This is a genomic window from Pseudomonas sp. TE21435, assembly GCF_056279265.1.
Map to the genome: position 1 here is coordinate 1127516 of NZ_JBWBQZ010000001.1, position 17229 is coordinate 1144744.

Consider the following 17229-nt stretch of genomic DNA (forward strand, 5'->3'; position numbering starts at 1 on the left):
CCATGGCTTCTGGTCGTTTGGGTTGGGGCATTCTCCGGGTTTGGGGTTGGCTTCTCAAGCGTGTGCAATGACCTGTGGAAGCGAACCTCCACAGGTGCGTTTGTTACATCAGCCCTGACGCAAAGCGTCGAGCAGCGTCTTCAGTTTGTCACGGCCCCGTGCATCCAGCCCGAACACCGGCCGCCGTGGCTCGCCTACCGGTAGCCCGGTCATCTCGAGGCCAGCCTTGATGGTCGCCGGCAAGCCGCCCTTGAGGATGAAATCGAGCAACGGCAGCTGGCGGTAGAACAGCGCCTTGGCGTGTTCCAGCTCACCGTTCTGCACCGCCTGGTACAGCCGCAGGTTCAGTTCGGGAATCAGGTTGGCCGCCGCCGTGCACCAGCCCGTGGCACCCGCAACGAAGGCTTCCAGTGCCAGCGGGTTGCAGCCGTTGTAGAACGGCACCTCTCCCTCGCCGAGCAGTTGCAGCTTGTGCATGCGCTGGATGTCGCCGGTGCTCTCCTTGACCATGGTCACGTTGTCCACCTCGCGCACGATGCGCAGGATCAGCTCCACCGGCATGTCGGTACCGCTGGTGGCCGGGTTGTTGTAGAGCATGATCGGGATGTCGATGGCCGCGCCGATGGCGCGGTAGTGCTGGAGGATCTCGGCTTCGCTGAGCTTCCAGTACGCGGCCGGCAGCACCATTACCGCGTCGGCGCCGTGCTGCTGGGCGAAGCGGGCGCGGCGCACGGCGCCGGCGGTGGTCAGGTCGGAGACGCTGACGATGCTCGGCACGCGCTTGGCGATGCGCTCCAGGCTGTACTGGGCGACCTGCTGCCATTCGCTGTCGCTCAGATAAGCGCCTTCGCCAGTGCTGCCCAGCGGGGCGATGGCGTGGGCGCCGCCTGCGATCAGGCGGTCGATGGACTGGCCCAGCGCGGGCAGGTCGAGCTGTTCGCCGTCGGCGCTGAACGGGGTGATGGTGTAGCCGATGATGCCGTGGAATTGATTAGTCATTGTGCAAGGCTCCGCAAGCAAGGCGTAAAGGGATCAGTTCAGGCAATCGGCGTGGCTGCGCAGGGCCTGCCGGGCGTAGTAGTTGAAGGCGGCGCCGTGGCGCTTGGGCCGGTCGATCCAGTCGTGGGCGTCGCGGCCCAGCTCCGGGGCGATTGGCTTGATGGTGCCGGCGGCCATCGCCAGCAGTTGCAGGCGCGCGGCGCGCTCGATCAGTTGGGCGTAGACGCAGGCCTGCTCGATGCTGGTGCCGGTGGACAGCTGGCCGTGGTGCGAAAGCAGGATGGCGCGCTTGTCGCCCAGGGCGGCGCTGATGATCTCGCCTTCCTCGTTGCCCACCGGCACACCCGGCCAGGCTTCGAGGAATGCGCAGTCTTCGTACAGCGGGCACAGGTCCATGTGCGAGACCTGCAGCGGCACTTCCAGCATCGACAGCGCGGCGACGTGGGTAGGGTGGGTGTGGATGATGCAGTTGACGTCGGGGCGGGCGCGGTACACCCAGCTGTGGAAGCGGTTGGCTGGGTTGGGCATGCCTTCGCCTTCCAGCACTTCGAGGTCTTCGTTGACCAGCAGCAGGTTGCCGGCGGTGATTTCGTCGAAGCCCAGGCCCAGTTGCTGGGTGTAGAAGGTGCCTGGTTGCGGGCCACGGGCGCTGATCTGCCCGGCGAGGCCCGAGTCGTGGCCGTTATCGAAGAGAATTCGGCAGGTCAGGGCCAGCTTTTCGCGCACAGTCCACGTATTATCGGCAAGCGAGCCTTGCATCTGTGTCAGTGCCTTTTGCACCAGCTGGTCTTTGCTGAGGGTAAGGGTATTGGCCATGGGGAGCTTTCCTCTGTGGCGTGATGACGGATGTCAGGGCTGGCTCGCCCCCGAGCTTTGGACGGTGAGGGGGCGAACCATCAGATGACACAAATAATCCTATATGACACAAAGTGTCATGCGCAAGTGCGTTTGTTCGGGAAACCTGCTTCACATGTCTATCCGACTGAAACTGCTGAGAAAGAAACTGGGCATCACCCTTGAGCAGCTGGCCGAGAAGTCCGGCATGACCAAGAGCTATATGTCCAAGGTCGAGCGTGGCCTCAACACGCCGTCGATCGCTGCGGCGCTGAAGCTGGCGCGGGCGTTGAACGTCAATGTCGAGGAACTGTTCGACGGCGAGCATGACGGCCAGGCGCGCTACAGCCTGGTGCGCCGCGGCGAGCGCCAGGCGCTGGTGGGCGGTGGCGAAGGGCCGGGCTATGCGGTGCTGACCTCACAGGTCGGCCAGCGCAGCCTGTTGCCGTTTCTGATCCAGCCGCCGACCGAGTTCAGCGACCCGACCTTCAAGGAACATGAGGGCGAGGAGTTCCTGTTCGTCCACGAGGGGCAGGTGGAGGTCGACTTCATGAGCGAGCGGGTGCTGCTGGAGGCCGGCGACGCCTTGCATTTCAATGCCCAGACCCCGCACCGCCTGCGTTCGGTCGGCGAGCGCCAGGCGCAGTTGCTGGTGGTGGTGCAGGGCGGCGAAGGGTGAGGGCGGGGCGATGATCGAGGTCTCGCGGTTCTGGCGTGATCCGGCATTGCCCTTCGTCGAGGCCCGTCTGGTCGGGGATGGCCGCCAGGTGTGCTACACCGCGCATTCCCACGCGAGCTTTTCCATCGGCGTGATCACCGGCGGGCGCAGCACTTACCTGACCGGTGATGCACGGCATGAGGTGGCCGTGGGGACCACGGTGCTCATGAACCCAGGAGTGGTGCACACCTGCAACCCCATCCTGGGCGAACCTTGGTCCTACCTGATGCTGTTCGTTGATTTGCCGTGGTTGCAGGCCCGAGGGTTCGAACTGCCGGCAGCGACATTGAGCACGTCGACTGCGCTGTACGGGCGGTTGCTCGACCTGTTCGCCGGGCTGCTCGACAGCGAGGCGCTGGACAAGGCCGAGCGGCTGGCGACGTTCTTCGCAGAGCTGCCAGGTTATCTCGAGGGCGGCGCGGCGCGTCACCCACAGGCGCATCCACGCCTGGAAATGGCTGCCGCGTTCATTCGCACCCACCGTCTGGATCCACTGACCCTGGAGGACATCTGTGCTGCGGCAGGTTTGTCACGGGCCTACCTGACCCGCGCATTCGGCAAGCGCTTCGGGCTATCGCCGCACGCCTACCTGCTCGACCAGCGGGTGCAGCATGCCCGGGCGCAGTTGCGCGCAGGCAGGGCCATCGCCGAGGTGGCGCTGGAAGCCGGCTTTGCCGACCAGGCGCATCTGCAGCGGGCTTTCAAGCGGCACCTGGCGACCACGCCGGGGCACTATCGTAATGGCTGAATAGCACGTGGGAGCGGGCTTGCCCCGCGATAGGGCACGAACCGTCAACCTCATACCATCAGGTAAAATGCGCTCGCTACCAGCAACCCCGCCAGCACCCGATTGAGCAGACGCATCCGCCACGGCTCGGCCAGGTACTGGCGGATCACGCTGCCGGCCCAGGCCCAACTGGCCACGGAGACGAAACAGATCGGCCCGTAGATCCAGGTGAACAGCCACAACAGCTGTTGCTCGCCGCCGGTATAGGCGCCGATGCCAGCCACGGCCGCCAGCCAGGCCTTGGGGCTCAGCCACTGCATGGCCGCGCCGTGCCAGGCGCTTGGCGCCCGCTGGCCATCCTCGGCGCCCAGCGCGCCGTCGTCGCTGGCCAGCTTCCATGCCATGTACAGCAGGAACAACACCCCGCCCCAATGCAACAGCTGCCCCAGCAACGGCCAGTGCAGCAGCAGCTCATGCACGCCCAGCCCGACCAGCACCAGCAGCAGGCAGAAACCCAGGGTGGCACCGGCCGCATGCCCGATGCTGGCCCGCAGGCCATGGCGCGCGCCGCTGCCGAGGGCGACGATGTTGACCGGGCCGGGGGAGATGGAGGCGGCGAGGGCGAAGGCCGCCATGGACAGTGTCAGGCTCATCGGGCGTTTCCTTGTGGCGAGGATAGTGCGGCTATCCTGCCCGAGGCCGCGGCGCGGGTATTGAACAAAAATGCCCAAGGGGCCTATCAGCTGGAGGGTGTATTGGCGTTGTCCTGGGTCTGCCGGGCTTGCTGCTGGGCGGGTGACTGGGCGTCACCCTTGGCGATCTGCTCGGCCTGCTGGCGTTGCAGCGCCCATTGGTCGCTGCGTTCCTTGAGGCGGTCGGCGCCGCCTTCGGCAAAGGCCGAGGTGGCCGAGATCGTTGCCAGCAGGGCGAGTGCACAGGTTAGGGTTTTCATCACTGGGGTCTCCATCGATTGACCTAAAAACGGCCGCCAGGCGGCCGGGTTGAGGCAAGGATGGCGTGCGCGGATTTCCCCAGGATTAACACCGCGATCAGTTGGCCAGCAGTTGCTCGTGGACCCAACCTTGTTCCGTGAGCACCATGGCGCGGGTTTCCTCCAGCGGCTTGGCGGCACTGGCGGCTGCCTGGCCGAGGCCTGCGATGCCGGCCTGGACCGCCGCGTCGCTGGCCCAGCTCGGCAGTTCGTTCACCTGGTAGCTGTAGCTCACCTGCGACTGCTTGCGCCCATCATGTTCGGTAGGCTTGCCGACGCTGTTGATGGCGGTGACCTCGGCCTTGCCGAAGCACAGCCCGCCGGTGCTGGCGCCGTTCGCTTTGCGCCTTGCATCGGACTTGTAGTAGCGACGGCCTTCGTCGGTGAGGTCGTAGGCGTAGTAGATGTCGGTGCGTGCCGGCTGCCACAGCCGCTCAGGGACTTCGGTACGGGCAACCTCCCGTTCGCTGACCACGCCGACCCGGGCCAGGGCATGCAACGCCTGGTTGGTCCCTTCGACGTCGAAGTCACGGGTGCGGGTGGGGAAGGCACTGATCACGAAACAGTGCGGGTACTGGCTGTCGAGGTAGGCTTGGGCAGCCTGGCGCAGGTCGGCTTCACGGGGCTGCTGGTTGTCCGAGCAGCCGACCAGGGTCGCCAGCAGCGCCAGCGGTATGATCTTCCTGTCCATTGTAAGGCTTCCTTGTATTGCCAATTGCTGGGTGGAGCGCAGGGCAGGATTAGAACCCGCGCGCCAGAGCGGCCGCAATCGTGGCACGACGACATATCGCCCGTGCTGTGCGCTGTTTGGCAAAGCCTGCCTCTGGCACCGACTGGCGGCCAACCGGCAAACGGTGGGTGTTCAGCCATACTCTGCTGGTTCCGCCCCGGCGCCGTCGGGGCGACCTGAAGCGGGCAGAGAGGAGCAGGCAATGGCCAAGGGCAAGCGAAAGGGTGAGGTCGACGAGAAGCTTGGACGCAAGACCTACGAGGCGGAACTCAAGCGCCTGCATGTGGAGCTGGTCAAACTCCAGCAGTGGGTGGTGGAGAAGGGCCTGAAGGTGTGCATCGTCTTCGAAGGCCGCGACGGCGCGGGCAAGGGTGGCACCATCAAGGCCATCACCGAGCGCGTCAGCCCGCGGGTGTTCCGCGTGGTGGCGCTGCCGGCGCCGACCGAGCGCGAGAAGACCCAGATGTACGCCCAGCGCTACCTGACCCACCTGCCGGCGGCCGGCGAGGTGGTGATCTTCGACCGCAGTTGGTACAACCGCGCCGGCGTGGAGCGGGTGATGGGCTTCTGCACCGAAGAGCAGGCCCACAAGTTCCTCACCGTGGTGCCGATGTTCGAGCGGATGATGGTCGAGTCGGGGATCATCCTCATCAAGTACTGGCTCGAGGTCAGTGCCGAAGAGCAGGCCCGTCGGCTACAGGACCGCATCAGCGACGGGCGCAAGCTGTGGAAGCTGTCGCCGATGGACGTCAAGTCCTACAACCGCTGGGACGCCTACACCCGCGCCCGCGACGACATGTTCGCCGCCTCCGATTCGTCCTGGGCGCCCTGGTACATGGCGCGCTCCGAGGACAAGCGCAAGGCGCGGCTGAACATCATCAGCCACCTGTTGCAGCAGATCCCTTACAAGGACCTCAGCCGGGAGCACAAGGTGACGCTGCCCAAGCGCGGCAAGATCGGCAAGTACAAGGCGCAGCCGTATCCGTTCAAGATGGTCGCGCAGCGGTTCTGATGCCAATGCGAAGTCAAATCGGCAGCGTCTAGGGGCCGCAGGTAATGGCCAAGCGCATGGCACAGCGATCGGTCAGACCGTGGGCCAGCTCGCTGGAGATGATCGTCTGCAGGCGATGATCCAGCTGTCGCACCGCCAGACGTTCGAAGCCGTAGCGCTGATAGAACGGGGCATTCCAGGGGACATCGTCGAAGGTGGTCAGGGTCAGCCAGGCCAGGCCTTTGTGGCGGGCGGCATCCCGTGCCTGGTCCAGCAAGCGCCGGCCCAGGCCTTGGCCCTGGGCCTCTTGCCGCACGGACAGCTCATGGATGTGCAAGGCGTCGTTGGCAACGCTGGCGCAGAGAAAACCCAGTGCCTGGTCCTGATCATCCACGGCGACCCAGCTGCAACCTTCGCTCACGAATGCCAGGTGCTGGGTTTCATCCATCACGTCACTGTCGGCCAGCCAGGCGAGGTGCGGCAATTGCCGGAATGCCTGGGGCGGCGGAGCGTTCCAGGGCCGGGAGCAAGGGAACATCCTCGATGCGGGTGAGGCGGACAAGCATGGTGGAGACAAGACCTGTGGGCGTGGCGTCGCTGCGCAAGAAGACGCAGTTTGCCAGATCGACGCGGGAAGGTGTTGCAATGTAATTGTTATAACGTAACATTTGCGGTCTTCCTCACAGGCAGGACCTCATCGTGATCCGCAGAAACCCCTCCGGCCATCTCCCGCAAATCGCCGAATCGGCCTATATCGACCACACCGCCATCATCTGCGGCAAGGTGATCATCCACGACAACGTGTTCGTCGGCCCCTACGCGGTGATCCGCGCCGACGAGGTGGACGCCGACGGCGACATGCAGCCGATCGTCATCGGCGCCAATTCCAATATCCAGGATGGCGTGGTGATTCATTCCAAGTCCGGCGCGGCGGTGCGCATCGGCCAGTACAGCTCGATCGCCCATCGCTCCATCGTCCACGGCCCGTGCGAAGTCGGCGACCGGGTGTTCATCGGCTTCAACAGCGTGCTGTTCAACTGCAAGGTCGGTGATGGTAGCGTGGTGCGGCACAACTCGGTGGTCGACGGCCGCGACTTGCCGCCACGCTTTTACGTGCCGCCCACCGAGCACATAGGTCCGCATACCGACCTGGAGCGCTACCCGCCGGTCAGCGTATCGGCCTCGGAGTTTTCCGAGGACGTGGCGCGCACCAATATCGACCTGGTCCAGGGCTACAAGGCCTTGCAGAACGAGTTCTGAGCATGGACACGCTATTGGTGCGCAATGCGCGGCTGGTCAACGAGGGGCGTGAATTCGAAGCCGATCTGCTGGTGCGTCATGGGCGCATAGAACGGATCGCCGGCAGCCTCGACAACGCCCGGGCGGCACTGGAGATTGATGCCAAGGGAGCTTGGCTGCTGCCGGGGATGATCGACGACCAGGTGCACTTTCGCGAGCCGGGGGCGCCCCACAAGGGCAGCATCGCCAGCGAGTCGCGGGCAGCGGTGGCCGGGGGTATCACCAGTTTCATGGACATGCCCAACACCAACCCGCCCACGTTGACCCTGGAGGCGCTGGCCGACAAGAAGCGCCGGGCGGCGGCGGGCTCACGGGCCAACTATGGCTTTCATTTCGGCGTTAGCCGCGACAACCTCGACACCATTGCCGCCCTCGACCCGCGCGATGTTGCCGGGATCAAGGTGTTCATGGGCGCGTCCACTGGCGACATGCTGGTGGACGATCCGCGGGTGCTGGAAAAACTCTTCGTCTATGCGCCGACCATCGTCCTGGCCCATTGCGAACACACGCCGAGCATTCTGCAGAACGAGGCTTGGTGGCGGGCGCGCCACGGCGAGTTCATCCCCCCGGCCGCGCACCCGCTGATCCGCGATGCCGATGCCTGCTACCGTTCCTCGAGCCTGGCCGTGCAACTAGCCCGGCGCTTTGGCACGCGCCTGCATGTGCTGCATCTGACCACGGTACGCGAGCTGGCGTTGTTCACGCCCGGCCCGGTGAGCGGCAAGCGCATCACTGCTGAGGTGTGCTTGCACCACTTGCTGTTCGACGACAGCGACTACGCCAGCCTCGGCCATCTGATCAAGTGCAACCCGGCGATCAAGACTGGCACCGACCGTGACGCCTTGCGCAAGGCCCTGGCCCGTGACCGTATCGATGTGATCGGTACCGACCACGCGCCGCATACGCTGGAGGAGAAACGGCGGGTGTATGCACGCGCACCGTCAGGCCTGCCGCTGGTGCAGCATGCCCTCCCGGCGGCGCTGGAACTGGTCAGCGAAGGGGTGCTGAGCATGGCCCAGGTGGTGACCAAGACCAGCCACGCGGTGGCCGAGCTGTTCGCCATTCGCGAACGCGGTTTTCTGCGCGAGGGGTACTGGGCAGACTTCGCCATCGTCGAGCACCTGGCCAGGCCACGGGCCGTGGCGGACGACCCGATCCTGGCGCGCTGCGGCTGGACGCCGTTCCAGCAGCGCGCTTTTCACCATGTGGTACGTACCACGGTGGTGTCGGGGCAACTGGCCTGGCACCAGGGCCAGGTGCGCGACCCGTGCCAGGGACTGCCCTTGATGTTCGACCGTTGATTGAGCCAGGGGCCGCTGCGCAGCCCCTGTGGGAGCTGGCTTGCCAGCGAAAGGGGCGCGACGCGCGCCCAGCATTTCGGAACCTTGCCATGACTGAAGAGCAATTGTTGCAACAACCTGCCGCCGCCTACATGAACGAACCGCAGCGGCAATTCTTCCGTAACCTGCTGCTGGCCCAACGCGGCGAGCTGCAGGGCCGCATCGAACAGGAGTTCCGCGCCCTGCGCGAGCAGGAAGTGCACAGCGACCCCGCCGACATCGGCAGCGCCGAAGAAGAGCGCCACTGGCAACTGCGCTCGCTGGAGCGGGAAAAGAAGCTGCTCGACAAGATCGACCAGGCGCTGGAGCGCCTGGCCCGGGGCGACTACGGCTGGTGCGAGGAAACCGGCGAGCCGATTGGCCTGCGCCGCCTGCTGCTGCGGCCCACCGCGACCTTGTGCGTCGAGGCCAAGGAGCGCCAGGAGCTGCGCGAGCGGCATGTGCGCGACAGCGTCTAGTGTGGTGTTTTGCAAATACGACCAATAAATCGCGAGCGATTTTTGCGCTCAGGCAAGGCGTCGCGACGAGTCGTAGCCCAGCTACGGCGAGGAGCGACAACGCCGCATGAGCGCAAAAAGCGCCGCGAGTTATGGTCGTTATTTGTGAAACACCACACTAGGCCCTGTACGACATGTATCTGCACTCGCCCATACTGCGTTGAAACGGGGCTCGGAATGCTCATGTACTCCAGTACACTGCGCTTCCTCCCCCCGTTTCGCCTTGTCTGGCCTTCGCGCAGACACATTTCGTACAGACCCTAATCGATGTTCAGGCCCTGAGCCTGCAGCTGCAACTGCCAGCGCACCGAGCTGACGCCTTTCTCCAGGCTCACCCGGCCGACCAGGCGCTCCAGCTGGGTCGGCGCCTGGGGCGTGCCGAGCAGTTCGGCACGTACTTCCAGGCGTGCCGGGTCGGCCAGGTCCTCGCTGTGCAGCGACTGCAGGCGCAGGCCCGGGTCGCTGAGGCTGTGCAGCATCAGGCTGCGTACCTGGATTTCGTCCTCGGCGCGGCAGACGATGCGCACCTCGTAGCGCTGCTCGACCTCGCTGGCCGGCAGCACGTCCTGGCGGTCGAGGCGCTGGGCGAGGTCGCGCAGCAGGATGTTGGCGCACAGCACCACCAGGCTGCCCAGCGACGCCTCAAGCAACAACCCGAGGCTGCACAGCACGCCGACTGCGGCGGTGCACCAGAGGGTGGCGGCGGTGTTCAGGCCACGCACGTTGAAGCCGTCGCGCATGATCACGCCGCCGCCGAGAAAGCCGATGCCCGACACCACATAGGCGGCGATGCGCGAGGCATCGGTTGGCGCCATGCCCGGTACTGCCTGGGTCATCAACACGAACAGGCAGGCGCCGGTGCTGACCAAGGCGTTGGTGCGCAGGCCCGTCAGGCGCTGGCGCAGTTGACGCTCGGCGCCGATCAGGGCACCGAGCAGCAGGGCCACGCTGACGCGCAGCAGGAAGATTTTCCAATCCATAGCGAACTCCGTTCTGCGGGCGCTGGCCCGCATGGGCGCCGACTTGAGACGGCGCGATTGCAAACGAGGAATGCGCAGGACCACGCGCCATGCCGGGTGGCAGGGCTGGGAAGCAAGGAGGAATGTTCAGCCAGGGAGGGCCGAAGGAAACCACCGTCTACCGAGTACGGCGAGACAGTGGCAGGAACGCTGCCGGACTAGCTCGCCGTGTGGGCCTGTCGCAATCGACTGGGGCTACTGTCCAATGCAGGGGTCTCCTGGGTGAGGGATGCTTGAATGCGCGGCGGACCATACGCCTCGACCCGCGCGGGGTCAAGGCATGAATCATGACAATCCTGTTACGGCAGGCGCTGGCAGACGTAGGCCTGGGTGCGGTAAGGGAAGGTGATGCGCTCACGGCCCCTGAGGTCCGGATGGTTGTCGATCAGGCTTTGCAACTGGCCCATGACCTCGTCTTGTTCGGCCTGGGGCAGGGCGGCGATGAAGCTCACCGAGCGCAGGCGTTCGAGGATCACGGTCTGTGGGTCACCCTCATGGACATGGGGCAGGGTGGTCAGTTGCGGAGTGCTGAAGCGGCTGCCTGCGAGGGCTTCGCGCCAGCGCCCGGTGTGAAAACGTGGCGTGTCGCCCTCGTAGGGGGTGATGATTTCGGTGATCCGCGCCACCCAGTCCACTGTTTCGTCGCGCACGTTCCAGATCAGACCCAGACGGCCGCCGGGGGCCAACACCCGGTGCATCTCCTTCAGGGCGGCGGCATCGGCGAACCAGTGGAAGGCCTGGGCGCAGACCAGCACCTGCTGGCTGGCCTCGGCCAGCGGGATGTGCTGTGCGGTGCCCTCGAGCACGGGGATGTCGGGCAGCCGTTCGTGGAAGCGTGCGCGCATGGCGGGCACTGGTTCCACAGCGGTCAGGTGTGGTGCCAGTGCGCTGAGCAGACGGGTGAACTTGCCGGTGCCGGCGCCCAGGTCGAGCACCGGGGTCCCGGCGCCGATGCCCAGGGTGTCGCGTAACCAGTCCTGCAAGGCGACGGGGTAGTCCGGCCGACCTTGCTCATAGTTGTCCGACTGGCGGGTGTAGCCGGTGCTGGCCGAGGCGTGTACATCCTTCATGGAAAATCCCTCTGAATGACCTGGCGGCAATGGTACGCTTGCGCATTTCGTTGCCAACCCCCCGGACCGATACATGTTGTTCAATCTCGCCGTGCTGTTCGGCACCCTGGTGGCCATGGAGGGCGTCGGCACGCTGGCCCACAAGTACGTCATGCACGGCTGGGGCTGGTGGCTGCACCGCTCGCACCACGAGCCGCAACTGGGCATGCTGGAAACCAACGACCTCTACCTGCTGGCGCTCGGGCTGATCGCCGCTGCCCTGATGACGCTGGGCAAGGCCGGGCACGCGCCGCTGCAATGGGTCGGTGGCGGCGTGGCGGGCTATGGGCTGGCCTACGTGCTGGCCCATGATGGGGTGTTTCACCGGCACTGGCCGCGGGCGCCGAAACCGGTCAACCGCTACCTCAAGCGCCTGTACCGGGCCCATCGCCTGCACCATGCGGTGAAGGGCCGCCAGGGCAGCGTGTCGTTCGGGTTCTTCTATGCGCCACCGTTGCGGGTGTTGAAGCAGCAACTGAAACGGCGACGGGGCTGATGGCTCTGCGCCTCATTCGCCAGTTAGGCCGAATACGGCTCAACCGCGCCGCTTGAGGGTCTGCGACGGCAACTCTCCGAACTGTTGGCGATAGCGTTCGGAAAACCGCCCCAGGTGCATGAAGCCATGGTCCAGGGCCAGTTCGGTCACGCTGTGCACCGTGCAGCTCGGGTCGCTCAGGCAGGCGTGCACGCGCTCCAGCTTGCGTTGCCGGATGTGCTGCCGGGGGGTGGTGTTCAGGTGACGATCGAACAATGCATACAGCGAGCGAACGCTCATGTTCGCCTGTTCGGCCAGGGTCTCGGCGGTCATGTCCAGCATCAGGTTGCGCTCCACATAGTCCAGGATCCGCTCCAGCCCCGCGCCTGGGCCACTCAGTGTTTCCATGCCCACGTTGGTGGTCATCAGGGTCAGCAGCTTGCTGGCCACGATCTGGCTGTAGTGCCTCTGTACCCGAGGCAGCGAGCCGCTTGCCTCGGCCTCGTTGCAGACCATGCCCAGCAGGTTGAGGAACCCGCCCAGCTCGTCCAGCCGATAGTGGTTGCGCAAAAAGCGCACGCCGCCGCTGGGCCGCTGCCAGCGCTGCTCGTCGCAGACGCTGTCGAGCAGGCTGGCCGGGACCTTGAGGATAAACTTCTCGCAATCCTCGGAGTAGGTCAGGTCCACGGGGTCGTCCGGGTTGATCAGCAACAGCTCGCCCGGCAGCAGGTGATGCTCGCGTTGGGGACCGCGCCACAGGCAATTGCCGCTGAGCAGCACCTGCAGGTGGTAGAGGGTCTCCAGCGCGGGTGAGGTGACCCGCACGCTGCCGCCGTAGCTGAGGCGGCACAGGTCCAGCTCGGCGAACTTGCGGTGGCTGAGGCTTGCCTGGGGATGGGTGGTGCGGGACAGGCCGATATGGTGCTGCCCCACATGGTGGTTCACATAGGCGGACACGGCATAGGGGTCGGCGTGGTGGAACACGCAGCTTTGCTCGCTCAGCAGGCGGCTTTCCATGGGCAAGGCACTCGCCATCGTTATTGTTCTGGGCGCCGTTCGCTGCGGCCCGGAGGCTGCGCAAGCGGTCGTTCACGGTCATTCTGGCCAGCCACCGGGCGCACGTAGAGGCAGGCGAAGGTTGGCTGGCAGCTTCCACAGTATGCAATAAGCCGGGACCGGGGCAATGCGGCCCGACAAACGCCGGGCGAACAGCGGATGCCGCCTCGGGCTGGCTTGTTCGATTAGCGGACGCGGCTCATTGCACCGGCAGGAAATTCATCAACAGCAGGCTTTGCGCGTAATTCAGGCCGATCCGCCGATAACGCTCGTCAAGCATCTGCGACAGCAGGTCGAGACGGGCGACGACCTTGCCGAACTCCACGGCGAAGCTGAGGTTGCTGCCTTGTTCGGAAATTTCGTTGGAAAACAGCAGGAGCACCCCATTGGCATCCTGGCGCTGGCCGAGCATCCAGGTGGCCTTCTCGATGTTGCGCGCGGCATTGTGGATGAACAACGGGTCGAGGGTGTCGGTCATGTAGAACTCGGTGCGCCCACCGTGGGCGGTGACCAGCATGCTGCCAATGGCGTAAATGAACGCACCCACCCGGTCTCCGCGAAACTCCGGGCTCAGGGCGTAGCTCAAGGCCGCCAGGTCGCGGCGCTCGCCCAACTGCGCCAGGGGCTGGCGCTGCTCGATGGCGATGCGGATCTGCCGCGCCGCGGTGGTGGCGTCGAGGTAACCCGATTGTCGCCACTGGTTGGGGTTGCGCAGGTACAGCTTGTTCATCAGCAGGTACAGGCTTTGCAGGTTGTCGCGCATGGCCAGGGTGGCCATGCGGTCGACACTGGTCTGGAACAGCTCGTCGGGTTTGCCGTTGCTGAACTGGGTGAGCATGTCGCGGCCCTGCTGCTGGGTGCAGGCGACCAGACAGGCCAGGCTGCCGGCCATCAGCAGTCGGCGAGGAAATGGAAGGCGTCTTCGTACGGCCATCGGCACCGGTTGGAAAAGTCGGTCCCACCGGGGATCGGTGGGGCCTGGCCATGCATAGAGCGCACAAACGCGAAAAAGTGCGATAGTGGCCTGCGCCGGCAAACCGGCCAAGGTCGATCAGGCTACATCGACCAGCACGATTTCGCTGTCTTCCAATGCTGTCACCTTGAGCCGCGTCTCCTGCTCGATCGCCACGCCATCACGGGCCTTGGCTTGCAAGCCGTTCACCTCGATCCGTCCCTTGGCCGGCACCAGGTAGCCGCGACGGCCCTCATCGAGGCGGTACTCGGCGCTTTCACCGGCGCGCAGAGTCGCGGCCACCAGGCGGGCGTCGGTGCGGATGCGCAGGCTGTCGTCATCGCCTTCGCGGCCACTGGCCAGGGTCACGAAGCCCTCGCCACGTTCACCCTTGGGGAACGGGCGGGTACCCCAGGAGGGCGCGTCACCGACCTTTTCCGGGATGATCCAGATCTGGAAGATCCGCGTGTCGACCTTCTCCAGGTTGTACTCGCTGTGGACAATGCCGCTGCCAGCGCTCATGACTTGCACATCGCCGGCCTCGGTTCGGCCCTTGTTGCCCAAACTGTCCTGATGGGTGATGGCGCCTTCGCGAACGTAGGTGATGATCTCCATGTCACGGTGCGGGTGCGGTGGGAAGCCTGCGCCGGCGGCGATCAGGTCGTCGTTCCACACGCGCAGGTTGCCCCAGTGCATGCGTGCCGGGTCATGGTACTCGGCGAAGGAGAAATGATGATGGGCGTCGAGCCAGCCGTGGTTGGCGTGGCCAAGGCTTTCGAAGGGCCGTAGTTGCAGCATGGTGGTGTTCCTCTGATTCGGTGGAATGAGGCCATGATGCGCGACTTAAATATCGATAAAAAGCGTAAATATCGGCTCTTAAGTATCTATAAATACGATATTTAATTATGCGACTCCGCATGCGGTTCATCGCCTAATCCCATGATCCATAAGCATTCGCTGGAACTTTTACGCGGATGAGGCGAACATGCCGGCTGTTCTGATTTTCAATGGAGTGACCGTGCCGCACGAGCATCCCCGGGCCCCGGCCGACCTGACCCCTCCCGCCCAGTTGCCCTGGCTGCGCCGCCTGGCCGCCCGCCTGTTGGGGCGGGGCCTGTCACGCCTGCAGGCGCAGCACCGCGATTCCTGGTTCCTCGGCCACGCCACGGGGCAGCGCAACGGCCATGCCGATGGCTTGCGTGAGGGCTACGAGCAGGGTCGGGTCGCTGGATTCGAGGCTGGGCGCCAGGTTCTGGTGATCCGCGATGCCCGCCCGGAGAATGCCGGTGTACCCGGGCAGGACGACAACCTGTTCGACGACTGGCGCCTGCCGCTGACCGCCGAGCTGAAAAAGCGCTTCAAGGCTGATGTCGCCAGGCGTCTGCCTGCCGAGGCGCAACCGAGCGCGGCGCAATGGAAGCTGATCTTCAGCGACACACCCTCGACCTGCGTCGTGGCCGGCGCCGGGGCCGGCAAGTCGACCTCGCTGGTGCTGCGCATCCTGCTGCTGCGTCACTACCTGGGCTTCGAGCTCGATGCCCTGACCGTGGTGACCTTCACCCGCGAGTCGCGCCGTGACTTCATCCAGCGCCTGCTGCAGGTGTTTGCCCTGTGGCAGCTCGAGCTGTCGCCTGCCCAGGGGCGGGAGCTGGTGCGCACTTTCCATTCACGCATCCTGCCGTTGGTGCGCAGCTTGCCAGGCTTCGCCCAGGTGCGGGCGTTCGAGACCCTGGGCAACGAGATGCCCGCAGGCGGCGAGGCAAACGCTGACAGCAACCCGTTCGACCTGCGCCTGAACGATGCCCAGCGTCAGCAGCTCAACCAGTGCTACAGCGAGCTGCTGGGCCAGAGCCCGCGGTTTGCCCAGCTGGTCGGCGCGTTGCGCCAGGAAGCACTGCTGCTCAAGCCGATGGACCCGGATCATCCGGATGTGCACAAGCGTGTGCAGGTCACCCAGCTGGCCGCCCAGCGCGACGAGGAACTGTGCGATGTGATCGAGGACCTGTGGTTCGCCGCCGGTGCCTGGCCGATCAAGGGTATCGAACCCTGCCGCGATACGGTGCAGATCCGCGGTAGCCGTTTTCATGTCCATGGCCGCCTGGAAGGGCTGGACGCCTGGGTGGTACTGGGCTTCGACCCGTCCGAAAGTGCCCAGTACCAGCGCCCGGGCGCCAAGCTGGCGGTGCGCGCGGAATGGGCGGTAAAGCGCACCCTGTTTCAAGCTTTCTGTGATAAGCCATTGATATGGCTTGATAATTACTCTTCGGCAAAACGGCTTGCAACGTCCTTGGCGGGGGATGCCGTGGCCGGCCCGGGCTTCGAGTACAAGGTCAAGGGCGAGCTGGCCCCGGCGCCGTTGCTCGACGCCTTCGTCACCGCTGCGAGCTTCATCGAGAACCTCGGCCTGGACGTCAACAACGCCGTGGCCGCCATGAGCTTCCCTTCTGGCGATAGCGACGCGGCATTCTTCGAGGCCCTCGCGCTGTTCTGGAAGGCACTGGAAGCACACCTGTTGGCGCAGTCGCCGCCGGTGATGACCTACAACCGCATGTTCGCCCTGTTCGGCGAGAACAACCCGGAGAACCTCGGGTTGCTGCCCGCCCCCTTGCTGCGCCCAATGGCGCACCTGATGATCGACGAGTTCCAGGACGTCTCGCCGCAGATCGTCAGCTGGCTGCGTGCCTGCCTCGCCGAAATCCGCCGCCGTGGGCCGGCCATGCACAGCGGGCGGGTGGCGCAACATTCATCGCTGATGTGCGTGGGCGATGACTGGCAGTCGATCTATGGTTGGCGCGGCAGCTCGCCGAAGTACTTCATGGAGTTCACCAAGGCCTTCCCGTCACCGGCCAACACGCGGGTGATGCTGGTGGAGAACTACCGCAGCCAGCAGTACATCATCGAGGCCGCCGAGCATCTGGTCAAAGGCGCGCCGGCCATCACCGGCAAGAAGGCCAGGGCCAGCGGGCTGGCAGCCGAGCTGCCGTTGTCGCCAGTGAAGGTTTTCGACCGGGACGAGGCGGCATTGGCCGAAACCGTGATCGAGCATTATCAGCGGGGTGAAACGGTCATGATGCTGTTTCGAAAAACCAGTGATAAGTTATTGATTGAAAAGTATTTATTACCAATAGTTAAAGTTGATTCTAGTTTGCCGCCCGGCCAGCGCCGCCTGCGTCAGCTGACCTATCACAGCGCCAAGGGACTGCAAGCAGATGCGGTGTTCATGCTCGGCGATTGCCACTACCTGACCAGCTCGCCCTACAAGAACCAGGCGTATCGCTTGGCCGGCTTGGGCAAGCCAGGGGACGCCCAGGCGTTCGATACGGCGCAGAAGGAAGAGGTGCAGCGCCTTGCCTACGTGGCGGTGACGCGTGCGGTTCGGCACTGTTACTGGCACGTGGAACGAGCCAGCGGCGAGGCTGCCGCGCAGCCGCGTGCGTCAAGCCAGGTACAGGGGCGGCAGGCCTTCTTCGAAGACCTGCGCGGCCAGTAGGC

18 protein-coding genes and 1 pseudogene are annotated in these 17229 nt (G+C 65.0%); 8 read left to right on the forward strand and 11 right to left on the reverse strand.

Translation table 11 applies throughout. The features are described from left to right. Nucleotides 1-108: 108 nt before the first annotated feature. Together ACZ9C1_RS05060 and ACZ9C1_RS05065 are read right to left on the reverse strand one after the other, a co-directional pair. The gene (locus tag ACZ9C1_RS05060; RefSeq protein WP_476253682.1) at nt 109-999 is read right to left on the reverse strand and encodes a dihydrodipicolinate synthase family protein; all 891 of its coding nucleotides are present in this window, start codon (nt 997-999) and stop codon (nt 109-111) included. Between the two features lie 33 nt (nt 1000-1032). After that, nucleotides 1033-1815, reverse strand: a complete 783-nt coding sequence (locus ACZ9C1_RS05065) for an aldolase (RefSeq protein ID WP_430943779.1) — start codon at nt 1813-1815, stop codon at nt 1033-1035. Nucleotides 1816-1969: 154 nt separating this feature from the next. Here ACZ9C1_RS05065 and ACZ9C1_RS05070 point away from each other — a divergent pair, with 154 nt between their 5' ends. Both ACZ9C1_RS05070 and ACZ9C1_RS05075 read left to right on the forward strand, forming a co-directional pair. Beyond that, the gene (locus tag ACZ9C1_RS05070) at nt 1970-2512 is read left to right on the forward strand and encodes a helix-turn-helix domain-containing protein (RefSeq protein WP_476253683.1); all 543 of its coding nucleotides are present in this window, start codon (nt 1970-1972) and stop codon (nt 2510-2512) included. A gap of 10 nt (nt 2513-2522) precedes the next feature. Beyond that, nucleotides 2523-3299, forward strand: a complete 777-nt coding sequence (locus tag ACZ9C1_RS05075; protein WP_476253684.1) for a helix-turn-helix domain-containing protein — start codon at nt 2523-2525, stop codon at nt 3297-3299. A gap of 50 nt (nt 3300-3349) precedes the next feature. On the opposite strand, the gene ACZ9C1_RS05080 is transcribed toward ACZ9C1_RS05075, so the two are convergent. The 3 genes from ACZ9C1_RS05080 to ACZ9C1_RS05090 all read right to left on the reverse strand — a co-directional run bounded on the left by ACZ9C1_RS05080 (nt 3350) and on the right by ACZ9C1_RS05090 (nt 4960). Continuing rightward, nucleotides 3350-3931 (reverse strand): LysE family translocator, encoded by a 582-nt coding sequence (locus ACZ9C1_RS05080; protein ID WP_102684239.1) that lies wholly within the window; start codon nt 3929-3931, stop codon nt 3350-3352. Between the two features lie 86 nt (nt 3932-4017). After that, nucleotides 4018-4230, reverse strand: a complete 213-nt coding sequence (locus tag ACZ9C1_RS05085; RefSeq protein ID WP_094010005.1) for a DUF2790 domain-containing protein — start codon at nt 4228-4230, stop codon at nt 4018-4020. Between the two features lie 97 nt (nt 4231-4327). Further along, a complete protein-coding gene (locus ACZ9C1_RS05090; RefSeq protein ID WP_277503910.1) occupies nt 4328-4960 on the reverse strand; it encodes a hypothetical protein in 633 nt (210 codons plus the stop codon). A 241-nt stretch (nt 4961-5201) separates the two neighbouring features. Here ACZ9C1_RS05090 and ppk2 point away from each other — a divergent pair, with 241 nt between their 5' ends. Beyond that, nucleotides 5202-6011: a polyphosphate kinase 2 gene (ppk2, locus tag ACZ9C1_RS05095; protein ID WP_476253685.1), complete on the forward strand. Its 810-nt coding sequence runs from the start codon at nt 5202-5204 to the stop codon at nt 6009-6011. 28 nt (nt 6012-6039) lie between these two features. On the opposite strand, the pseudogene ACZ9C1_RS05100 reads toward ppk2, so the two are convergent. Beyond that, nucleotides 6040-6556 (reverse strand): annotated as a pseudogene (locus tag ACZ9C1_RS05100) (GNAT family N-acetyltransferase). Nucleotides 6557-6689: 133 nt separating this feature from the next. On the opposite strand from ACZ9C1_RS05100, the gene ACZ9C1_RS05105 reads away from it, so the two are divergent. From ACZ9C1_RS05105 to dksA, 3 genes are all read left to right on the forward strand, one after another. Continuing rightward, the gene (locus tag ACZ9C1_RS05105; RefSeq protein ID WP_102684245.1) at nt 6690-7250 is read left to right on the forward strand and encodes a gamma carbonic anhydrase family protein; all 561 of its coding nucleotides are present in this window, start codon (nt 6690-6692) and stop codon (nt 7248-7250) included. A gap of 2 nt (nt 7251-7252) precedes the next feature. Then, entirely contained in the window at nt 7253-8590 is a 1338-nt protein-coding gene (locus ACZ9C1_RS05110; RefSeq protein WP_277503912.1) for a dihydroorotase, read from the forward strand. Between the two features lie 89 nt (nt 8591-8679). Next, complete coding sequence (dksA, locus tag ACZ9C1_RS05115; RefSeq protein ID WP_102684247.1) at nt 8680-9087, forward strand: RNA polymerase-binding protein DksA; 408 nt, start codon at nt 8680-8682, stop codon at nt 9085-9087. A 299-nt stretch (nt 9088-9386) separates the two neighbouring features. Here the strand turns inward: dksA and ACZ9C1_RS05120 are convergent, their stop codons facing one another. Continuing rightward, on the reverse strand, nt 9387-10106 hold the full coding sequence (locus ACZ9C1_RS05120; protein ID WP_102684248.1) for an MgtC/SapB family protein: 720 nt from the start codon (nt 10104-10106) through the stop codon (nt 9387-9389). A gap of 338 nt (nt 10107-10444) precedes the next feature. Then, on the reverse strand, nt 10445-11215 hold the full coding sequence (locus ACZ9C1_RS05125; RefSeq protein ID WP_476253686.1) for a class I SAM-dependent methyltransferase: 771 nt from the start codon (nt 11213-11215) through the stop codon (nt 10445-10447). 73 nt (nt 11216-11288) lie between these two features. Here ACZ9C1_RS05125 and ACZ9C1_RS05130 point away from each other — a divergent pair, with 73 nt between their 5' ends. Continuing rightward, nucleotides 11289-11750 carry a sterol desaturase family protein gene (locus tag ACZ9C1_RS05130; protein ID WP_102684250.1) on the forward strand — a complete coding sequence of 154 codons (462 nt, stop codon included), beginning with the start codon at nt 11289-11291 and terminating at the stop codon, nt 11748-11750. A 39-nt stretch (nt 11751-11789) separates the two neighbouring features. Here ACZ9C1_RS05130 and ACZ9C1_RS05135 read toward each other — a convergent pair whose 3' ends face one another. The 3 genes from ACZ9C1_RS05135 to ACZ9C1_RS05145 all read right to left on the reverse strand — a co-directional run bounded on the left by ACZ9C1_RS05135 (nt 11790) and on the right by ACZ9C1_RS05145 (nt 14535). After that, a complete protein-coding gene (locus ACZ9C1_RS05135; protein ID WP_476253687.1) occupies nt 11790-12746 on the reverse strand; it encodes an AraC family transcriptional regulator in 957 nt (318 codons plus the stop codon). A 238-nt stretch (nt 12747-12984) separates the two neighbouring features. Further along, nucleotides 12985-13677, reverse strand: a complete 693-nt coding sequence (locus ACZ9C1_RS05140) for a hypothetical protein (protein WP_232968082.1) — start codon at nt 13675-13677, stop codon at nt 12985-12987. A 159-nt stretch (nt 13678-13836) separates the two neighbouring features. Further along, nucleotides 13837-14535 carry a pirin family protein gene (locus ACZ9C1_RS05145; protein ID WP_102684252.1) on the reverse strand — a complete coding sequence of 233 codons (699 nt, stop codon included), beginning with the start codon at nt 14533-14535 and terminating at the stop codon, nt 13837-13839. 187 nt (nt 14536-14722) lie between these two features. On the opposite strand from ACZ9C1_RS05145, the gene ACZ9C1_RS05150 reads away from it, so the two are divergent. Then, nucleotides 14723-17227 carry a UvrD-helicase domain-containing protein gene (locus ACZ9C1_RS05150; protein WP_457378733.1) on the forward strand — a complete coding sequence of 835 codons (2505 nt, stop codon included), beginning with the start codon at nt 14723-14725 and terminating at the stop codon, nt 17225-17227. The last annotated feature ends 2 nt before the right edge of the window (nt 17228-17229 follow it).

Coding starts and splice junctions, on each gene's coding strand:
- ACZ9C1_RS05080 (WP_102684239.1), bottom strand. CDS start 3,931: ATGAGCCTGACACTGTCCATGGCGGCCTTCGCCCTCGCCGCCTCCATC.
- ACZ9C1_RS05145 (WP_102684252.1), bottom strand. CDS start 14,535: ATGCTGCAACTACGGCCCTTCGAAAGCCTTGGCCACGCCAACCACGGC.
- ACZ9C1_RS05110 (WP_277503912.1), top strand. CDS start 7,253: ATGGACACGCTATTGGTGCGCAATGCGCGGCTGGTCAACGAGGGGCGT.
- ACZ9C1_RS05135 (WP_476253687.1), bottom strand. CDS start 12,746: ATGGAAAGCCGCCTGCTGAGCGAGCAAAGCTGCGTGTTCCACCACGCC.
- ppk2 (WP_476253685.1), top strand. CDS start 5,202: ATGGCCAAGGGCAAGCGAAAGGGTGAGGTCGACGAGAAGCTTGGACGC.
- ACZ9C1_RS05070 (WP_476253683.1), top strand. CDS start 1,970: ATGTCTATCCGACTGAAACTGCTGAGAAAGAAACTGGGCATCACCCTT.
- ACZ9C1_RS05130 (WP_102684250.1), top strand. CDS start 11,289: ATGTTGTTCAATCTCGCCGTGCTGTTCGGCACCCTGGTGGCCATGGAG.
- ACZ9C1_RS05085 (WP_094010005.1), bottom strand. CDS start 4,230: ATGAAAACCCTAACCTGTGCACTCGCCCTGCTGGCAACGATCTCGGCC.
- ACZ9C1_RS05125 (WP_476253686.1), bottom strand. CDS start 11,215: ATGAAGGATGTACACGCCTCGGCCAGCACCGGCTACACCCGCCAGTCG.
- ACZ9C1_RS05090 (WP_277503910.1), bottom strand. CDS start 4,960: ATGGACAGGAAGATCATACCGCTGGCGCTGCTGGCGACCCTGGTCGGC.
- ACZ9C1_RS05140 (WP_232968082.1), bottom strand. CDS start 13,677: ATGGCCGGCAGCCTGGCCTGTCTGGTCGCCTGCACCCAGCAGCAGGGC.
- ACZ9C1_RS05075 (WP_476253684.1), top strand. CDS start 2,523: ATGATCGAGGTCTCGCGGTTCTGGCGTGATCCGGCATTGCCCTTCGTC.
- ACZ9C1_RS05065 (WP_430943779.1), bottom strand. CDS start 1,815: ATGGCCAATACCCTTACCCTCAGCAAAGACCAGCTGGTGCAAAAGGCA.
- dksA (WP_102684247.1), top strand. CDS start 8,680: ATGACTGAAGAGCAATTGTTGCAACAACCTGCCGCCGCCTACATGAAC.
- ACZ9C1_RS05150 (WP_457378733.1), top strand. CDS start 14,723: ATGCCGGCTGTTCTGATTTTCAATGGAGTGACCGTGCCGCACGAGCAT.
- ACZ9C1_RS05120 (WP_102684248.1), bottom strand. CDS start 10,106: ATGGATTGGAAAATCTTCCTGCTGCGCGTCAGCGTGGCCCTGCTGCTC.
- ACZ9C1_RS05060 (WP_476253682.1), bottom strand. CDS start 999: ATGACTAATCAATTCCACGGCATCATCGGCTACACCATCACCCCGTTC.